Source organism: Sphingomonas gellani (assembly GCF_900110035.1).
Lineage (GTDB): Bacteria > Pseudomonadota > Alphaproteobacteria > Sphingomonadales > Sphingomonadaceae > Sphingomonas > Sphingomonas gellani.
On the sequence record NZ_FOCF01000001.1, the window covers coordinates 264,824 to 281,671 of the forward strand.

General features: G+C 68.3%; 14 protein-coding genes and 1 tRNA gene. 7 read left to right on the forward strand and 8 right to left on the reverse strand.

Features of this window, described 5'->3' with window-relative positions:
- Positions 1–5: 5 nt before the first annotated feature.
- On the reverse strand, positions 6–1,361 hold the full coding sequence (locus BMX37_RS01425; RefSeq protein ID WP_093663690.1) for a dicarboxylate/amino acid:cation symporter: 1,356 nt from the start codon (positions 1,359–1,361) through the stop codon (positions 6–8).
- A gap of 116 nt (positions 1,362–1,477) precedes the next feature.
- Between BMX37_RS01425 and nadA the strand changes: the two genes are divergently transcribed.
- Positions 1,478–2,476 carry a quinolinate synthase NadA gene (nadA, locus tag BMX37_RS01430; RefSeq protein WP_093664216.1) on the forward strand — a complete coding sequence of 333 codons (999 nt, stop codon included), beginning with the start codon at positions 1,478–1,480 and terminating at the stop codon, positions 2,474–2,476.
- A gap of 123 nt (positions 2,477–2,599) precedes the next feature.
- Here the strand turns inward: nadA and ppk2 are convergent, their stop codons facing one another.
- Both ppk2 and BMX37_RS01440 read right to left on the reverse strand, forming a co-directional pair.
- Positions 2,600–3,376 carry a polyphosphate kinase 2 gene (ppk2, locus tag BMX37_RS01435; RefSeq protein WP_093663691.1) on the reverse strand — a complete coding sequence of 259 codons (777 nt, stop codon included), beginning with the start codon at positions 3,374–3,376 and terminating at the stop codon, positions 2,600–2,602.
- Complete coding sequence (locus BMX37_RS01440; protein WP_093663692.1) at positions 3,373–3,750, reverse strand: hypothetical protein; 378 nt, start codon at positions 3,748–3,750, stop codon at positions 3,373–3,375. Before BMX37_RS01440 ends, ppk2 begins: the two co-directional genes overlap by 4 nt.
- A 136-nt stretch (positions 3,751–3,886) precedes the next feature.
- Between BMX37_RS01440 and nadC the strand changes: the two genes are divergently transcribed.
- Genes nadC through BMX37_RS01455 form a run of 3 tightly spaced genes read left to right on the forward strand, consistent with a single transcriptional unit; the run spans position 3,887 to position 5,875 of the window.
- Positions 3,887–4,735: a carboxylating nicotinate-nucleotide diphosphorylase gene (gene nadC / locus BMX37_RS01445; RefSeq protein ID WP_170841828.1), complete on the forward strand. Its 849-nt coding sequence runs from the start codon at positions 3,887–3,889 to the stop codon at positions 4,733–4,735.
- Positions 4,736–4,772: 37 nt separating this feature from the next.
- Positions 4,773–5,165: a hypothetical protein gene (locus BMX37_RS01450; RefSeq protein ID WP_093663694.1), complete on the forward strand. Its 393-nt coding sequence runs from the start codon at positions 4,773–4,775 to the stop codon at positions 5,163–5,165.
- Positions 5,162–5,875 carry a ribonuclease T2 family protein gene (locus BMX37_RS01455; RefSeq protein WP_093663695.1) on the forward strand — a complete coding sequence of 238 codons (714 nt, stop codon included), beginning with the start codon at positions 5,162–5,164 and terminating at the stop codon, positions 5,873–5,875. The genes BMX37_RS01450 and BMX37_RS01455 overlap by 4 nt, the downstream gene beginning before the upstream one ends.
- 53 nt (positions 5,876–5,928) lie before the next feature.
- Here the strand turns inward: BMX37_RS01455 and BMX37_RS01460 are convergent, their stop codons facing one another.
- The 5 genes from BMX37_RS01460 to rpsA form a co-directional block, all read right to left on the reverse strand.
- Complete coding sequence (locus BMX37_RS01460) at positions 5,929–6,324, reverse strand: DUF4112 domain-containing protein (RefSeq protein ID WP_244501332.1); 396 nt, start codon at positions 6,322–6,324, stop codon at positions 5,929–5,931.
- Between the two features lie 17 nt (positions 6,325–6,341).
- On the reverse strand, positions 6,342–7,841 hold the full coding sequence (locus tag BMX37_RS01465) for an ABC transporter substrate-binding protein (protein ID WP_244501333.1): 1,500 nt from the start codon (positions 7,839–7,841) through the stop codon (positions 6,342–6,344).
- A gap of 506 nt (positions 7,842–8,347) precedes the next feature.
- Positions 8,348–8,432: transfer RNA gene (locus BMX37_RS01470), tRNA-Leu, on the reverse strand.
- Positions 8,433–8,479: 47 nt separating this feature from the next.
- A complete protein-coding gene (locus tag BMX37_RS01475) occupies positions 8,480–8,758 on the reverse strand; it encodes an integration host factor subunit beta (RefSeq protein ID WP_093663697.1) in 279 nt (92 codons plus the stop codon).
- Positions 8,759–8,886: 128 nt separating this feature from the next.
- Positions 8,887–10,593 (reverse strand): 30S ribosomal protein S1, encoded by a 1,707-nt coding sequence (rpsA, locus tag BMX37_RS01480; protein ID WP_093663698.1) that lies wholly within the window; start codon positions 10,591–10,593, stop codon positions 8,887–8,889.
- Positions 10,594–11,023: 430 nt separating this feature from the next.
- Here rpsA and BMX37_RS01485 point away from each other — a divergent pair, with 430 nt between their 5' ends.
- The 3 genes from BMX37_RS01485 (at position 11,024) to BMX37_RS01495 (ending at position 16,824) form a co-directional block, all read left to right on the forward strand.
- A complete protein-coding gene (locus tag BMX37_RS01485) occupies positions 11,024–11,785 on the forward strand; it encodes a sulfite exporter TauE/SafE family protein (protein ID WP_093663699.1) in 762 nt (253 codons plus the stop codon).
- Between the two features lie 77 nt (positions 11,786–11,862).
- Positions 11,863–13,395, forward strand: a complete 1,533-nt coding sequence (locus BMX37_RS01490; RefSeq protein WP_093663700.1) for a CoA-acylating methylmalonate-semialdehyde dehydrogenase — start codon at positions 11,863–11,865, stop codon at positions 13,393–13,395.
- A 231-nt stretch (positions 13,396–13,626) separates the two neighbouring features.
- On the forward strand, positions 13,627–16,824 hold the full coding sequence (locus tag BMX37_RS01495) for a helicase-related protein (RefSeq protein WP_093663701.1): 3,198 nt from the start codon (positions 13,627–13,629) through the stop codon (positions 16,822–16,824).
- Positions 16,825–16,848 lie beyond the last annotated feature (24 nt).

Below are 16,848 nucleotides of genomic sequence, written 5' to 3' on the forward strand. Positions count from 1 at the left end.
TCGGCTCAGGCGGGCAGCGGTTCCGCCGTGCCGCGCGGGTTGCCGACCGTGTCGCCCGACCGGAACCGGTCCATGTCGAGGATGCCGAGCCGCTTGGCGACGATCGTCGGGATCAGGCTCTGTCCTGCCACGTTGACGGCCGTGCGCCCCATGTCGAGGATGGGATCGATCGCCAGCAGCAGCCCCGCGCCCTCCAGCGGCAGGCCGAGCGTGGTGAGCGTCAGCGTCAGCATCACGGTCGCTCCCGTCAGGCCGGCCGTGGCGGCGGAGCCCATGACGGCGACGAACACGATCAGCAGATAGTGCGACAGCGACAAGGGCACGCCGAAGAACTGCGCGACGAAGATGGCGGCGATTGCCGGATAAATGGCGGCGCACCCGTCCATCTTGGTCGTGGCGCCGAGCGGAACGGCAAAGGCGGCATAGGCGCGCGGCACGCCAAGGGCACGTTCCGTCACCTCCTCGGTCACTGGCAGCGTGCCGACCGACGAACGCGACACGAAGCCGAGTTGTATCGCGGGCCATGCTGAGGTGAAGAAGCGCCACGGGCTGAGACCGTGCGCGGTAAGCAGCAATGGGTAGACGACCAGCATCACCAGCGCGAGGCCCAGATACACGGCGCCGACGAAGCTGCCCAGCGCACCCATGGTCGACCAGCCATAGCGGGCGACGGCATCCCCGATCAGCGCGGCGGTGCCGATCGGCGTCAGGGCGATGACCCAGCGCAGCAGCCGGCGCATGATGGCGAGCAGCGACGCGTTGAAGGCTAGGAAAGGCTCGCCGTCGTGTCCCAGCCGCACCGCCGCCGTGCCCACCGCGACCGCCACCACCATGATCTGCAACACGTTGAACGACAGGCCCGTGCTGGCATGCCCGTCCTCCAGCGAAGTGGACGCGGTCAGGCCGATGAAATTGACCGGCACCAGCCCCTTCAGGAAGTCGATCCACGACCCCGTGCTGGTCGGGGCGACGGCGGCGGCGCGGTCGATGCCGGCATGCAGTCCGGGCTGGATCACCACGCCCAGCACGATGCCGATCGACACGGCGATCAGCGCGGTGATGGCGAACCATATCAGCGTCTGGGCGACCAGCCGCGCCGCGTTCTGCAGGTCGCGCAGCGCCGCCACCGATCCGACGATCGCGGCGAACACCAGCGGCGGCACCAGCGCCTTCAGCAACTGAACGAAGATCTGGCCCACCGTCCGCAATGCCTCGCCGAGCGCGGTCGCCTGTCCCGGAGTGTGCGGCAGGTCGCGCGCGATCAGACCGAGCAGGACGCCCGCGATCATGCCCAACAGGACCTGGACACCGAATGAGGGCAGGCGCAGGCGCGGCCTGGAGGAAAGAGACGAGGCAGTCATGCCACGCGATGTGGGGCCTGTCGGCTGCAAACCCGAGATAGAACATCTCGCCCCCCGCAAAGGCAGAATGTGGCGGAGACTTGATCGATGCGCGCGCGCGGGCCAAATGCCGGTCCATGGAACAACCCCTGAACCTGTCCGGCCTAGACCTGCGTGCGGAAATCGATCGTCTGCGTCGCGAACGCAACGCGGTGGTGCTGGCGCATTACTACCAGAAGCCGGAGTTGCAGGACCTGGCGGATTTCGTCGGCGACAGCCTGGACCTCAGCCGCAAGGCGGCGGAGACCGACGCGGACGTGATCGCGTTCTGCGGCGTTCGCTTCATGGCGGAAACGGCCAAGATCCTATCACCGAACAAGACGGTGGTGCTGCCCGACATGGACGCCGGATGCTCGCTCGAGGACAGCTGCCCGCCGGAACAGTTCGCTGCATTCCGCGCGGCGCACCCGGATCATATCGCGCTGACCTACATCAACTGTTCGGCGGAAGTGAAGGGGCTGAGCGACATCATCGTCACCTCCTCATCCGCGGAGACGATCCTGGCGAAGCTGCCTGCGGACCAGAAGATCATCTTCGGCCCCGACCGCAATCTGGGCGGCTATCTGGCGCGCAAGACCGGACGCGACCTGTTGCTGTGGCCGGGGGTGTGCATCGTGCACGAGGCGTTCAGCGAAACCGAGCTCCTCAAGCTGCGCGCGCAGCATCCCACCGCGCCGATCGCCGCGCATCCGGAATGTCCGGCGGTGATCCTGGATCATGCCGATTATGTCGGCTCGACCCGCGGCATCCTTGATTATGCAAAGGCGATGTCGGGCGACACGCTGATCGTCGCGACCGAACCGCACATCATCCACCAGATGGAAAAGGCGCTTCCGGGCAAGCACTTCATCGGTGCCCCAGGTGCGGACGGCAACTGCAACTGCAACATCTGTCCGTACATGGCGCTCAACACGATGGAAAAGCTGTACGTGGCGCTGCGCGACCTGAAACCGCAGATCGAGATCGAGGAAGGACTGCGCCTGCGTGCGAAGAAGAGCCTGGATGCGATGCTGAGCATGGCGAGCAGCAGCGTCGGGCAGGGCGACCTGGGTCCGGCGCGGGTCACGGGCGACTGACCGCAGGCCGGCCTGGACCGGCCGATTGGCCGGACTTAGCGCGAGTTCCCGGCCGAGCAGAGGCGTCGGCTACCGGGTCCGATCGGGCCGGTAGCCGGGTTGATCCTCACAGCCTCACGATCATCAACGCGCCAGCCGACCGTCGCTGGTCGCGGCACGATCGAATGGAAACAGGATCGCCGGATCGGGCAGGTCCACCTCGGTCGCCACGTCAGGCGGCGCGATCGTGCGCAGCAGGTGCTGGATGATCGCGCGCCGAGCCTGTTTCTTGTGGTCGCCGCGCACGACGATCCACGGAGCGATGGCGCTGTGGGTGCGCGCCAGCATGGTGTCGCGCGCGGCGGAATAGCTGTCCCACTTTTCCTGCGCGACCGCGTCGAGCGGTGACGTCTTCAGCGCCTTCAGCGGATCGCTGCGCCGCGACTCCAGCCGTTCGGCCTGCGTGTCCTTGTCGATGTCGAGCCAGAACTTGACCAGGCGAATGCCGCTTTCGACCAGCATCGCCTCGAACACCGGCGCGTCGTCGAGGAAGCGGGCCTGTTCCTCCGGGGTGGAGAAATTCATCACGACCTCCACGCCGCCGCGATTGTACCAGCTGCGGTTGAAGATCACGAGTTCGCCCGCCGCGGGCAGATGGCCGGCATAGCGCTGGAAATACCATTGCGACCGTTCGCGGTCGCTGGGTTTGGGCAGGGCCACCACGCGCGTGTTGCGGATCGACAGATGCTGGACGATCGTGCGGATCGCGCCGTCCTTGCCCGCCGCGTCGCGGCCTTCCAGCACGACCACCACGCGATCGCCGGTTTCGGCCATCGCCGCCTGCGTACGGACAAGCCCGAGCTGAAGGACGTCATCGCGCGACAGGTCGTCGTGATCGTCGGAATGCTTGTTCTTGCTCATCGCCGGCCTCCGACGGTCGCGGGGCCATCATGACCGGGCTCGTCCGAGCGGGACAGAGGGTTCTCGTCGGGAGAGGGGTTGGCGGCGGCCTCTTCCTGCACGGCGCGGGTGGCGGAGGGGTTCTGGCCATGCTCGTCCAGCGTCCCGGCGGGCAAGGGCACGTCGATCACCGCGTTCGGCGCGGTGCCCGTGCCCGCCGCCGCCGTGCCGCTGAGCGGATCGTCCGCCGCGGCAACCCCGCCAAGGCCGCCGCCGCCGACCATCGTGTCGGAACCTTGATCGTTCAGCACCGACGCTGCGTTGCGGTCGTCGCGGGCATTCGTGGTGGCGGCGATGTCGCTGGCGTCGGTGTTACTGGGGTTCGTGTCGGGCATCAAGCGATCTCCTTTCACAGGGTAACGCGCGGGCGTCCGATCCGTTCGCTGTGCCGGCGTGGCGGTTCGGCTGGCCTTGGCGTGCAACCATGCTATCGAGGCGTGATCCCTCAGGAGCCCGACCCCCGCGATGACCGTGCCGTTCGCCCTTGACGGGTTCGACCCCGCCGCTTTTGTCCGGGACGTGCTGGCGGAGGATCTGGGCGATGCCGGCGATATTACCTCCACGGCCGTGATCCCGGCCGACGCCCGGTTCCGTGCGGTGATGGACAGCCGCGATACGATCGTGGCCGCGGGCCTGCCGCTGGCGGAGGCGTTCTTTCGTGCGCTCGATCCGGACATGCAGGTGGAGCGGCTGGTGGCGGACGGCGACCGGGTAGAGCCGGGCACGGCGCTGATGCGGATGGAGGGCAACGCCCGCGCGATGCTGACGGCGGAGCGGTCGGCGCTGAATACGGTGCAGCATCTGTCGGGCATCGCCACGCTGACCCGGTCCTATGCCGATCGTATCGCGGGCAGCGGCGCGCGGTTGCTCGACACGCGCAAGACGATCCCCGGGCTGCGGCGGCTGGAGAAATATGCCACCCGCATGGGCGGCGCGACGAACCATCGCATGGGCTTGTGGGACGCGGCGATGATAAAGGACAACCATGTCGCGGTCGCCGGCGGCATCGGCCCCGCCGTGAAGCGGGCGCGGTTGGCGGGTATCGCATCCATCATCGTCGAGGTGGACCGGCTGGATCAGATCGCGCCCGCGCTGGAGGCGGGGGCGACGCACCTGCTGCTCGACAACATGCCGCCCGCGACTCTGCGCGAGGCAGTAGCCATGGTCGCCGGGCGCGTGCCGACGGAAGCGTCGGGTGGCATCGACCTGGACACGATCGGCGCGGTTGCGGACACCGGGGTCAGCTTCATTTCCGTCGGGCGGCTTACCCAGTCGGCACCGGCGGCGGACATCGGACTGGACGTGGCGACCGCGCGCTGACGCGGCGTCGAGAGGGTAACAGGGGGGGGGACGGAGCATGGTCGGGCTGGACGGGGAAGATGGTGGGCTGATGCAGCGGCCGCCATCGATCGTGACGTTCGAACGCCTGTACCTGGCGTCGATCGCGCTGGGGCTGGCGAACACGTCGGTCGGCTGGACCGCGCGGCGGGCCATGCTGGACCAGAACCCGGCGGTGATCGCCAATCCGCAGCTTCATGGGATGTTGGGCGGGATGATGGCGGGCTTGGGTGCGCTGGGCGCTTTGGGCACGCTGATGACGCTGATCCAGGGGCACAGCCCGAGCGTGATGCTGTCGTTGCTGAGCCTGTTGTCCACTGCGCTCTCGATCGCGGCGGCGGTGTGCCTGTTCCGCGTCGACGCCTTGCCCTGGTTCGGCGAAACGCCTGATGAGCTGGAGACGGTTGAATGAAGCGTATGATTCTTACCGGCGTCGTGGCGCTGTCGCTGCCGGTGGCGGCGCAGGGGCAGGCCTATCGCTGCTCGGTGCCAGCGACGGTCGAGCGTCCGCGTCCGGACCTGCCGAGCGCCGACCAGCCGAGCCGGGTGCTGCCGATCGGCAGCTACACCTTGGCTGTGACCTGGGCCCCGGAATACTGCCGCGGTCATGCGCGTCAGCCGTCCGCCCGTTTTCAGTGCGGCGGCGGCAACCGGTTCGGCTTCACGCTGCACGGGCTTTGGCCGGACGGGGTGGGGAAGGACTGGCCGCAATATTGCAAGTCCACGCCCATCCTGCCGCGCGCGGTGATCCGGGCGAACATGTGCGCGACGCCGTCGGCACAGCTGTTGCAGCATGAATGGTCGAAGCACGGCACCTGCATGCCGGGCGTGCGCCCCGCCGCCTATTTCCAGCGCTCGACCGGCCTGTATGCGCGGTTGCGGTATCCGGACATGGATGCCCTGTCGCGCGGCGCGATCACCGCCGGCGGACTGGCGCGGGCGGTGGCGGCGGCTAATCCGGGGATGAGCGCGGATATGATGCGAATCACGGCCAATCGTCACGGCTGGCTGGACGAGATCTGGTTCTGTCTGGACAAGCAGTTCCGCTACACCCGCTGCCCTGTGCATCAGGGCGGGTTGGACCCGGCCGCCTCGATCAAGATCTGGCGCGGGGCGCGGTAGTCCCTCCCTGCGCGGACTCAGAGATCGTCAGGCGGAGGTGCGGCGACGCTGGATCAACGCCGCGCCTCGATCGTCGCGGTGGCAGGATGATGGCGGTCGAGGTGGCGTTTGACGATGCGCAGGTTGCGGGTGTTAGAGCGGAAGAAGAAGTCCGGCACCGCGCCGACCAGCGGGATCATGCCCAGCGCCCAGTCGAAGGCGATATTGCCGGCCATGCGCGCAACCTGCGTCTTCGACATGCCGAGGTTGCGCGCCTCCCAGGCCAGATACGCGCCGAAACCGGCACCAATCGTGCTGCCGGCGACCGGGATCAGGTCGATGATGACGTCCAGGCCCATGCGACGGTTCGTGCCGGGGATACGGATCAATCCCTCCAACAGCCGTTCCACCGTCTCGATGCGCTGGCGCACGGCGGCGGCGTCACGTCCGATCGGGAGTTGCCGGGACATGGCAGTGAGGTGCGGGTTCATGGTACCGAAGTGGTGGTGGCACGTAGCCGGTTCAACGGGTGCCATGCGCGCGCGTTCGGCGTCCAGCGGGTCAGGCGCTGCGCGACAAGCGACCAGCGCAGCGGGCGCGCCAGCGGGATGAAGCTGGCATCTGCGGTCAGCGCGGCGTCGGCCGCGGCGATCAGGCGTGATCGCTCCGCCAGCGTCGGCGCGTCACGGGCGGCAATCAGCGCGGCGGCGGCCTGATCGCCGCAGGCGCGGCACGCGGTCGCCAGGTACCAGCGGGCGCTGTCATACGGCGCGACGGCATCAACCAGCGCCAACTCCGCCGGCGCGCCGGGCGCGACGCGATCCAGCGTCACGCCGATAGAGGCCAGGCTGGCGGCAAGGCGGGCGAACAGCAGGCGGCCGCCCGGCGCATCGGGCAGGGCCAGGCGCAGGCGAACGGGCGGGCCCGGCCACAGCGCGACCTGCGCCGCGGCGGCCAAACGCCGTTCGGCAAGCGCCTGTGCCGTCCAGGGCGCGGCCGCGGGCGGAAGCGACGAGTCGAGCTGGTCGGGCAACAATGTCTCGGTCGGGGTCCAACCGGGCTGGACGGCATCCAGCACCGCTGCCCGGTCGACCGCCTCGGACAGCGCGGCCCGGTTGCGCGGGTCGGCCAAGAAGCCGTCGCGTGACAGAATCGCCAGTCCGAACAGCCCGCTGGCCGTGTCGGTGCGGATGTTCACCGGCGCGACCTGCGCCGCCGCGACCAGTGGCCAGTCGGCGAAGGTGCCGCCCTCCACCAGGTCCGACCGTCGCGCTGCGAAGCGGGCGACGGCCATGGCGGCGCTCTCGCCGATCAGCCGGACGTCATTGGCCGCATCGTCGCGAACCTCCTGATCCGGATCGCGATCGGGATCGGGCGCCGGGCGGAGCAAGGGCGCGATGCCGGCCTGGATCACGCGGAAGGGGCCGGTGCCGACCGTGCCGCGCGGGCGCAGCAATGCCATTTCCGGCTGAGCGAACAGGCTGAGCAGATCGGGGCGCGGCCGCTTCAACCGGACCTCGATCACCTCCGGCGTCATCGCCACGATCGCATCGACGGCGGTGAGGAAAGGGGCGAGCGGGTTGCTCGACCGGGGCGCGACGTGCCTGCGGAGTGCGGCGACGACCTCTTCGGCGGAAACGGGCGTTTCATCGGGCCAGGTCGCACGGCGCAAGCGGAAGATGTAGGTCATGCCGTCGTCGATGACGGTCCAGCGCTCCGCCAGCCCCGGCTCGATCTGGCCCGTGGCATCGAAGCGGACGAGACCCTGAGCGAGCGAGTCGAGCGTCAGCCGCTCCGACGTATCGAGCGGTCGCCGGTCCGGGTCCGCCATGCGCAACGGACCACCGATCGCGCTGACGATCACCGCGCCGCTGTCGGGCCGTCGATTGCAGCCGGCGGATGCGAGCATCAGGAGCAGCAGGGCCGCGCCACGGCCCGTCCGCAGGAGGCCACGAAACTTCATGTCGCGGGGCTGGGTGGCTGGCATCCGCGTCTCATCGCAGAGTTCGCCACCATGATCCACCGCCCGTGCCTATGGTACTGGCAGGTCGGTAGTCGCGCTGGCCGGTCCAAAGCCGGAATGGGGGATAGCCCCTGGGGAGGAAGGAGCTGTGTCGGGGTTGGGTGTTGAGCGGGCGGTCACACACTGCGCAGCGATCGAGCAGCTTCGGCAGATCAGTAGAGTGCGCTGACCGACGCCGGCTTACCCGGCGGCACGGAATGGTGATGACAGTGGTAGGGGATCTATGGGGTTCAGCCCCGAACGGGGATTTCAGCACCTGCTCGCTTCGCGCAGTGGGCAATGAGCGATAATCGCCAGGCGCGGCTCTTAGTCCCGCTGATAGATTGAGGGTCCGGTCGTCAGTGCCGGTTCAACCCGCCCGGCCGTGTGTGTGAGCTGTTAACGATAACTATTCCGACAGTATTGCGCCGACCGCGCAAGCAAAGATGCGCAAGTCTGCAAATTGCTCGGCGCGGAGCCGACGATGCCATTGGTGCGGACGGCGGGACTCGAACCCGCACTCCATACGGAAGCCGATTTTAAGTCGGCAGCGTCTACCGATTCCGCCACGCCCGCTCGTACTCGGCGCTCAGCGCCGGTGAGACTGGAAGTTATCGCCTGCCTCAGACGTTGAGGCGCAGGCGCATTTCCTTGCCCGGCTTGAAATAGGGCACGCGCTTTGCAGTCACGTCCACGACTTCGCCGGTGCGCGGGTTGCGGCCGGTACGAGCATCGCGGGCCCGGGTCGAAAACGCGCCGAAGCCGCGCAGTTCGACGCGTCCATCCACCGCCAGCCGGCCGATGATTGTGTCGAAGAAGGTCGTGACGATAGTCTCGATCTCGCGCGGGGCGAGCCCCGGATTGCTCTGGGCAATCTTTTGCACAAGTTCTGAACGGATCATTACTGGTTCCCGGCGAGTTCACAGGGCCAGATACTGGCCGTCATCCTGTTCGTACAAAATCGTTGCGAATGCAAATCAACAATACGGGTCGGGGCGACATACTTATCGCCCCGACCCGCCATGGTGCCTCAGCGCTGGGTACGTGCCTTCAGCGCTTCGCCCAGGATGTCGCCCAGCGATGCGCCGGAGTCGGACGAACCATATTGTGCGACGGCCTGCTTCTCTTCGGCGATCTGCATCGCCTTGACCGAGAAGGTCGGCTTCTTGGAGCGGTCGAAGCCGGTGACCATGGCGTCCAGCTTCTGGCCGACCTGGAAACGCTCCGGACGCTGCTCGTCGCGGTCGCGGCCGAGATCGGTGCGCTTGATGAAGCCGGTCGCGCCATCGTCGCCCGCCTGCACCTCGAGACCCGCGTCGCGAACCTCCAGGATGGTCACGGTGACGACCTGGTTCTTGTTGACGCCGCTGCCCGAAGACGCGCCGCCGACCGCCGGGCCGCCGCGCTCCAGCTGCTTCATGCCCAGGCTGATGCGCTCCTTCTCGGGATCGATGTCGAGCACGACGGCCGACACGGTCTCACCCTTGCGGTGCAGGGCCAGCGCGTCCTCACCCGAAACGCCCCACGCGATGTCGGACATGTGGACCATGCCGTCGACGTCGTTGTCCAGGCCGATGAACAGGCCGAACTCAGTGGCGTTCTTGACCTCGCCCTCGACGGTCGAGCCGATCGGGTGCGCGGCGGCGAAGGCCTCCCACGGGTTGTTCTGCGCCTGCTTCAGGCCCAGGCTGATGCGGCGCTTTTCGGCGTCGACTTCCAGCACCATCACGTCGACTTCCTGCGAGGTCGACACGATCTTGCCCGGATGGACGTTCTTCTTGGTCCAGCTCATCTCGGACACGTGCACCAGGCCCTCGATGCCCGGCTCCAGCTCCACGAACGCACCATATTCGGTGATGTTGGTGACGCGGCCGGTCAGCTTCGCACCCACCGGATATTTCACGCCCGCGCCGTCCCACGGATCGGACTCGAGCTGCTTCATGCCCAGGCTGATGCGCTGAGTGTCCTTGTTGATGCGGATGATCTGCACCTTCACGGTGTCGCCGATGTTCAGCACTTCGGACGGATGGTTCACCCGCTTGTAGCTGAGGTCGGTGACGTGCAGCAGGCCGTCGATGCCGCCCAGGTCCACGAAGGCGCCGTAATCGGTGATGTTCTTCACCACGCCGTCGATGATCTGACCCTCGGCCAGGCTCTGGATCAGGCCCGAACGCTGCTCAGCGCGGGTTTCTTCGAGCACAGCGCGACGCGACACCACGATGTTGCCGCGCTTGCGGTCCATCTTCAGGATCTGGAACGGCTGCGGGATGTCCATCAGCGGCTGCACGTCGCGAACCGGACGGATGTCCACCTGGCTACCCGGCAGGAACGCCACGGCGCCCGACAGGTCGACGGTGAAGCCGCCCTTCACACGGCCGAAGATCACGCCCTCGACACGGGCCGACTTCGCGAATTCGGTTTCCAGCTTGTCCCATGCGGCTTCGCGGCGGGCGCGATCGCGCGACAGCATCGCTTCGCCATGCATGTTCTCGACGCGGTCGACATAGACCTCGACCTCGTCACCGACCTTCAGGTCGGCCTTCTGGCCGGGGGCGGCGAACTCGCGCAAAGGCACGCGGCCCTCGCTCTTCAGCCCGACGTCGATAACCGCCAGATCATTCTCGATCGCGGTCACGGTGCCGTGAACGACGCGTCCCTCGAAGCTGTCGGCGCCGCCGAACATGTCATCGAGCATCGCCGCGAAATCGTCGCGACTGGGCTGTGCCTGGGTTGCCATAAAGTAATTGGTTCCTAATAGTCGTTTCCGGCCAACCGGTTGGTTCCGGTGGTCTTGGCCTACATTCCGCCGCATGGCCGTATGCCGCCACGGCATCCGGGCGGGTCGGACCAGCGGAGGCATCTTGTCGCGACGATGCGAAAAGGGCGCGTGAGAAGCATGCTCCTCCGCGCCGACCTCCGCGGGCACCTGCCCACCGGACCGTTTCCCCTTAGCCGATCGGGGCCGTTGGGGCAAGGCTGCTGCCCTGACGCGCACGGGCCAGGGCGCGTGGCAAGGCCGGCTTGGCGCGTGGGAAGCAGGAGTGGTGTTGAACCTGCTGCAGGACGGGGGCGTATGAGAGGATGACCCTGCAAGGAGCAACGATCATCCACATCATGTCCGGTCACGCCCGCCGCTTCGTTTACAGCTCCCGCAAGGGGAGCATCCGATGACCCTCGATGCGATCATCCCGGCGCTGCCCTTCGTCGCGGTCGGGTTCGGGGCGCAGCTTGTCGATGGGGCGCTGGGGATGGCGTTCGGCGTCATTTCCAACACGCTGCTCATCAGCCTGGGCGTGCCGCCGGCTGCGGCGTCGGCTGGCGTGCACACGGTGGAGACGTTCACGACGGCGGCATCAGGCATCAGCCATGTGGCACAGCGCAATGTCGACTGGCGCCTGTTCCGCAGGCTGGCTCTGCCGGGCATCGCGGGCGGCATCCTTGGCGCCTATGTGCTCAGCAACATCGATGCGGGCGTCGCGCGGCCCTTCGTGCTGGCCTATCTCGCGGCGATCGGCCTATATCTGTTGTGGCGGGGTATCCGGCATCGCGAGCCGCGGGAGACGACACCGCGTTATGTCGCGCCGCTGGGGCTCGTCGGCGGATTCCTGGATGCGGCGGGTGGCGGTGGATGGGGTCCGGTGGTGACCAGCAACCTGCTGGCGCAGGGCGGCAGTCCGCGGCGCACGATCGGGACGGTGAACACGACCGAGTTCTTCCTGACCGCGACCGTGTCCGCGACATTCATCGCGCAACTGGGCTGGGCGGCGTTCACCACCGCCACGCTGGGCCTGATGGTCGGGGGTGTCCTGGCCGCGCCGCTGGGTGCGCTGATCGCCAGGCGGTTGCCGACGCGCATGCTGCTGCTGCTGGTGTCGGCGGTGCTGATCCTGACCAGCCTGTACGGGATCGTCCATGCGCTGAGCCGCTGACGCGCATCCACCGCAGCGGGTTGCCCCGCACCGGTGCCGGGCGCAAAGGCGTGGGCAAACACGCACAGGAGAGAGTCATGCGCAGCATCGAGCACGTCATCGCCGGGTACACGGGCGATGCGACCGGCCGGACCGGCGACGTCTGGGACCCGAACACCGGTCAGGTGCAGGCACGGGTGGTGCTGGGTACCGCCGCCGACCTGGATCGGGCCGTGGCGGCAGCGCAGGCGGCGCAACCTGGATGGGCCGCGACCAATCCGCAGCGGCGCGCGCGCGTCATGTTCCGCTTCAAGGAGCTGGTCGAGGCGGAGATGGACTCGCTCGCGCACACCCTGTCGTCCGAACATGGCAAGGTGATCGCGGACGCGAAGGGCGACATCCAGCGCGGGCTGGACGTGATCGAGTTCGCCTGCGGCATCCCCCATGTGCTGAAGGGCAAATACACGTACGGCGCCGGGCCCGGCATCGACGTATATTCGATGCGCATGCCGCTGGGCATCGGCGCGGGGATCACGCCGTTCAACTTCCCGGGCATGATCCCGATGTGGATGTTCGGCGTGGCGATCGCGTGCGGCAACGCCTTCATCCTGAAACCGTCTGAGCGGGACCCCTCGGTTCCGGTGCGCCTGGCCGAGTTGATGGTGGAGGCCGGGGCGCCGGAGGGCATCCTGCAGGTCGTGCACGGTGACAAGGAGATGGTGGACGCGATCCTGGATCATCCCGCCATCGCGGCGGTCAGCTTCGTCGGATCATCCGACATCGCGCATCACGTCTACCGGCGCGGCGTCGAGGCGGGCAAGCGCGTGCAGGCGATGGGCGGGGCCAAGAACCACGGCATCGTCATGCCGGACGCCGACCTGGATCAGGTCGTGGCCGACCTGGCGGGCGCGGCGTTCGGGTCGGCGGGGGAGCGGTGCATGGCGCTGCCCGTGGTGGTGCCGGTCGGCGACAGGACGGCGGACGCGCTGCGCGAAAAGCTGATCCCGGCGATCGAGGCCCTTCGCGTCGGCGTCTCGACCGATCCGGAGGCGCATTACGGCCCGGTGGTGAACGCGGCGCACAAGGCCCGCGTCGAGCAATGGATCCAGACGGGCGTCGACGAGGGCGCCGAACTGGTCGTCGATGGGCGTGGGTTCCAGCTTCAGGGACATGAAAAGGGCTTCTTCATCGGGCCCAGCCTGTTCGACCGCGTCACGCCCGACATGGCGTCGTACAAGGAGGAAATCTTCGGCCCCGTGCTGCAGATCGTGCGCGCGCCCGATTTCGAGGCGGCCGTGGCACTGCCCAGCCGGCATCAGTACGGAAACGGCGTCGCGATCTTCACCCGCAACGGTCATGCCGCGCGGGAATTCGCCGCGCGGGTGGAGGTCGGCATGGTCGGCATCAACGTGCCGATCCCGGTGCCGGTCGCGTATCACAGTTTCGGCGGGTGGAAGCGTTCGGCGTTCGGCGACGTCAACCAGCATGGCACCGAGGGCGTCCGCTTCTGGACCAAGGTGAAGACGGTAACGCAGCGCTGGCCCGACGGATCGGCGGATGGGTCGCGGGGCAGCGAGGATGGTGGTCCCAGCCGGATCCAGGATGCTTTCGTTATTCCGACCATGAGCTGATCTGGGCGTCCGGATACTCCCGCCCCGCGAGAGTATCCGGCGGGGTCGGCCTCCGACCACTTGTGCGCGTCGGCTGAAGCCTCGTGCGGTGCGGACGATCTGTTCAGGGTTCAGGCGGCGCGCTGATCAGGCGCAGCCCCGTCCGGCAACCTGGGTCGCCAAAGATTTCAACGGTCTGGAACAGCGCCGCCGCCGCGACGTTGCCGCCCGACCTGTTGAGTCGGAGCATCAATGAACAAGAAGACGGTCGCGGGCACGACGGCGCCTCGCGAAGGGGAGGTGGCATCGCTGGGTGTCGCGGCGGCGCGTGTGGCGGATGCGCTGGCCCAGGGTGACGCGATCATCGTGGCGCTGGACGAACAGCGGGCCGAGGCCCTGACCGCCGCGTTGCGCGCCGCGGCGCCGGAGGCTCGCGTCATCCATCTGCCGTCCAGCGACGCGTTGCCGGGCGATTCCGCGCAGGCATCTCCGGGCAACACCGGTCGTCGCGTCGCCGCGCTGCGTCATCTGCGCCGGTCGCACGAGGACAAGGGGCGTCCGACGCTGGCGCTTGTCACGACGGCTGAGGCGGCGGCACGGCGGGTACTTGCGCCTGAAGCCTTTGACGCGATCCCGCCTCAGCTGGCGGTTGGCGATGCCTTGGACCTGGGCGTTTTCGCCAAAGAGCTGGAGGCGATCGGATATATTGCCGATGATAGGGTAGACGAGCCGGGCGAAATGGCCGTGCGCGGCCAGGTGGCGGACATCTTCCCCGCCGACGTCCTGCAACCGGTGCGGGTGGAGGTGGCGGACGGGCGCATCGCCTCGCTGCGGCATTACGACCCTATCACCCAACTCGGCGTCGAGACGGTCGAGCGGCTGGAGATCGGACAGGTAAGCGAACCCGACGGCAAAGCCACCGCGACGCTGTTCGACCATATGCCGGGTGCGGGGGTTCTGCTGGATCCCGGCGCCGAGACGCGCAGGAACCGTTTCGTGGCATTGGCCGCCGATGCCGCCGGTGCCGGACGCCCGCGGGAGCCGGTCGCCGATGCGAAGGCGTGGGATGCGGCTTTGAAGGGCCGGCAGCTGACGGTGTTGAGCGATGCCGGAACGGAGCCGGTCGAGCGGTTCGTGGAACGAAAGGCGCCGGCGCGCGCGCTCGCCAAGGCGGCCGGGGCGGTGCTCGATGCGGACGGACGCATGGTCCTGGCCGGCAGCGAGCGCGACGTCCGCTTTCTGGCCCGCCGTGTGGCCAAGGCGCTGAAGCGTGAAACCACGAGCGCGGGAAGCTGGGCAGAGGCGCGGGATGCTGCGGCCGGAACGGTGTCCACGCTGGTGTTCCCGATCGATGCGGGGTGGCAGGAGGACGGCCTGTTGGTGGTGGCGGCGGCCGACTTGATCGGCAGCCGCGCGACGCTGGGCGACGCCGGACCCTCCGCGATCGATCCCCTACAAGGGCCGGCGGGCGAAATCCGGCTGGGCGACGTGGTCGTTCATGAGGATTTCGGGCTGGGCGTGGTGCAGGATATCGAGACCGTCGAAAGCGAAGTCGGTGGGGGCGATGCCATCGTCATCGGCTATGCCGGCGATGATCGGCGGCTGGTCCCGGTGGCCGAGGCGGATCGGATCTGGCGCTACGGCGCGGATGCCGATGCTGTAACGCTGGACAAGCTGGACGGATCGAGCTGGACCAAGCGGCGCGGCGCAATCGACGCGGCCATCGCGGAAAGCGCCAGGGAACTGACCCGACTGGCCGCCGAGCGTGCCGATCAGGAGGCGCCCGTCATCGACCCCGACGCGGCGGCGTACGAGCGCTTCGCCGCGGGCTTCCCGTTCACGGAGACGGCGGATCAGGCCCGCGCGATCGGCGCCGTGCGCGCCGACCTGGCCAGCGGCAAGCCGAGCGACCGTCTGGTGATCGGCGATGTCGGCTATGGCAAGACGGAGGTCGCACTGCGCGCCGCCGCGCTGGCCGCGCTCGCCGGCAAGCAGGTGATCGTGGCGGCGCCGACCACCGTTCTGGTCCGCCAGCATCTGGAGAACTTCACCAAGCGGTTCGAGGGCACCGGCATCACCGTCGCCGGCCTGTCGCGGCTGTCGTCCGCGGCGGAGAAAAAGGCGACCAAGGCCGGGCTGGCCGATGGCAGCATCGGCGTGGTGGTCGGCACCGGCGCGGTGGCGGCGAAGGGCGTCACCTACAAGGACCTGGCGCTGGTCGTGATCGACGAGGAACAGCGGTTCGGCGCGGCCGACAAGGCCAAGCTGCGCGCGTTGGGCGACCGGGAGGATGGCGAGGGCGGCACGCACGTGCTGTCGCTGTCGGCCACGCCGATCCCGCGCACGTTGCAGACGGCATTGGTGGGGTTGCAGCAACTGTCGGTTATCGCGACCCCGCCCGCGCGGCGGCAGCCGATCCGCACCTCTACCGCCGCGTGGGACGACGCCACTGTGCGCACCGCGCTGATGCGGGAGGCGGGACGCGAGGGACAGAGCTTCGTCGTGGTCAGCCGGATCGAGGACATGGAGGGCATGGCCGACCGGCTGGCGCGGCTGGTGCCCGACCTGTCGGTACGTCAGGCGCATGGCAAGATGCCCGTGGAGGAGATCGACGAGGCGATGATCCGCTTCGCGAACGGCGACGACGACGTGCTGCTCGCGACGAACATCATCGAGGCTGGGCTGGACGTGCCGCGCGCCAACACCATGATCGTGTGGCGCGCGGACCGTTTCGGGCTGTCGCAGTTGCACCAGTTGCGCGGCCGCGTGGGGCGCGGCAGCCGGCGCGGACAGGTGCTGTTGCTGACCGAGCCGGACAAGGAGATCGCGCCTGCGACCGCCAAGCGGCTGCGGACGCTGGAGGCATTCGACCGGCTGGGCGCAGGCTTCGCGATCTCCGCACGCGATCTGGACATGCGCGGCGCCGGTGACCTGATCGGCGAAACCCAGGCGGGACACATGAAGCTGATCGGGGTGGAACTGTACCAGTTCCTGCTCGAAGCGGCGCTGCGCAAGGCGCGGGGCGAGGATGTCGAGCGCTGGACGCCGGAGATCAACCTGGGGCTGGAGGGGCGGCTGCCCGCCGACTGGATCCCGGAGGCGGAATTGCGGATCACAACCTACGCGCGGCTGGCGCGGATCGCCGATACGGTTGCGCTGGACAGTCTGGCGGAGGAGCTGGAGGACCGGTTCGGCAAGCCGCCTGCGGAGGCGGAGGCACTGCTGGGGCTTGCCCGCATCCGCCTGCGCGCCGCCGCCCTGGAGATCGCCCGGATCGACGCCGGGCCGGCGGCGATCGCGCTGACGCCGCGCACCGGCTTCTCCGCCGACCCTTCGCTCGCGGACCTGACGGAGAAGGGCGATCGGCTGATCCTGGCCGAGCGGATCGAGGATGCCGCCGAACGGCTGGAACGTGTCCGCGGCGTGCTGGAAACGCTGGATGACGGTTGACTTGGGTACGGTTCCCGGCCCAGC